At 38.0% G+C, this 1,163-nt stretch carries 1 protein-coding gene; it reads left to right on the top strand.

From position 1 onward, the window contains the following. Nucleotides 1-272: 272 nt before the first annotated feature. The coding region (locus BBG47_RS29690) for an S-layer homology domain-containing protein (protein ID WP_139070819.1) at nt 273-1,163 on the top strand (891 nt) is incomplete at its 3' end.

Below are 1,163 nucleotides of genomic sequence, written 5' to 3'. Positions count from 1 at the left end.
CTATTTACACAAGATATTTTACGCTCTCAAATTATTTTTTGGTTCTATATAGCATGAAAAGAAAAATGATCCTTTTTCTAATAAAAAAATGATATCTAGCCGATAAAATGAAAGTAATATAATATAGGTCTTAAGGAGTGGTTATCATGTCAGCTTGGCTCATACTCAATCACTATCTAATACCCAAGTAGGATTACAATCGTATTTCTAAATGTGGCAAGGCAGCTCCTACACGAGCATCATAGAAAAAGACAGCAAAGTGGAGGTTTCAAATGATGTCCGGAAATAATTCACGAAAATTATTAATTGGCGTTCTATCAACCAGCTTACTATTTGCCTCAACCGGAGTGGCGTATGGTCAAACCATTAATTCGGATCTTGTAGGACATTGGGCGGAGACGCAATTAAGAAATTGGAATTCTCAAGGTCTGATCAAAGGATACTCTGATGGTTCCTTTAAACCGAATAACACCATTACGCGTGGAGAATTCATGGCTCTCATTAACCGTTCTTTTCAATTCAGTCAAACAACTGACATAAGTTTCATTGATTTAAAAGAATCGAATTGGGAATACACAGACGTTCAAAAGGCAGTAAGGGAAGATTATATATACGGCTATGAAGACAATTCTATACGCAGCTCCAAACCATTAAGCCGCCAAGAAGCGGCTGTTATTGTGTCAAAACTATTGAAGATGACTGACGATGAACAGGCAGCCAATGTATTTAATGATGCCTCATCAATCGCATTTTGGAGCAAAGGCAAAGTAGGTGCTGCAGTATCCAAAAAAATCATTGTAGGATATTCGGATCATACCTTTAAACCAAAAGCATACATTACAAGAGCTGAAGCAGTTGTGATGCTGGATAAAGCAAAAAGCCTAATCTTAGAGACAACACCGGACAATAACGGCAAAGTTGTGCCAGAAACCAAACCGGAATCTCAAAAACCAAGTTCCGAAGCGAGCAACAATTCTCAATCCAAAACAAAAAAAGAGATAGAAGTAATATATACATACGAATCCAAGTCCGATTCTATATCTGAATCAAAACCAGAAACAATACCGGATCCGACTCCCAAACCTGACCCTATACCTGAACCAGAACAGAAACCGGAGCCAAAACCAGAACCTAAACCAGATCCAAAACCAGATCCAAAACCA

The organism is Paenibacillus sp. KS1 (genome assembly GCF_001680695.1).
Classification (GTDB): Bacteria; Bacillota; Bacilli; order Paenibacillales; family Paenibacillaceae; genus Paenibacillus_B; species Paenibacillus_B suaedae.
The sequence above is the reverse complement of the archived record's forward strand: the minus strand, read 5'-3'. Positions and strand labels throughout refer to the sequence as shown.